General features: G+C 53.0%; 1 protein-coding gene. It reads left to right on the plus strand.

Annotated elements, in window-relative coordinates; genetic code table 11:
• Positions 1-46: 46 nt before the first annotated feature.
• Positions 47-451 (plus strand): transposase (locus CR105_RS27540; RefSeq protein ID WP_099794153.1); only part of this gene is annotated, 405 nt, incomplete at its 3' end.

The following is a 451-nucleotide window of genomic DNA, read 5'->3' on the forward strand; positions in this document are numbered from 1 at the left end:
CCCCCTGTGTCACGCTAGTTGTCACCTCACATTTTTAGGAGACAACATGAGCAAAGTGTATTCTGACGCCTTCATCGAGCAAGCCTTGGTCAAGGTCTATTCCCGCGGCGAACGCACCATCCAGGACGTGGCAGACGATTTGTTCGTCAACGTCTATACGGTCAAGAACTGGATACGCAGAAAGAATTTATATATGTTGAAAGCCTCTTCTGACAGAGAAAAGCGGCCGCAGGACTGGAGCCGAAGCGAGCAATTGGTAGCGCTTCACGAGTCGCATGCCTTGGACCCGGAAGCGCTGCAAGGCTGGTGTCGTGAGCGTGGCTTGTTCGTGCATCATCTGGAGGAATGGCGTACGGCATTCTGCCTTGACACGAAACCTGTCAACGCCGCCGTCGAGACACGCGAGGTACGCAGTCTGCAGCAAGAAAACGATAAGCTCAAAAAGGATCTG

The organism is Massilia eurypsychrophila, assembly GCF_002760655.1.
Classification (GTDB): domain Bacteria; phylum Pseudomonadota; class Gammaproteobacteria; order Burkholderiales; family Burkholderiaceae_D; genus JAFCUW01.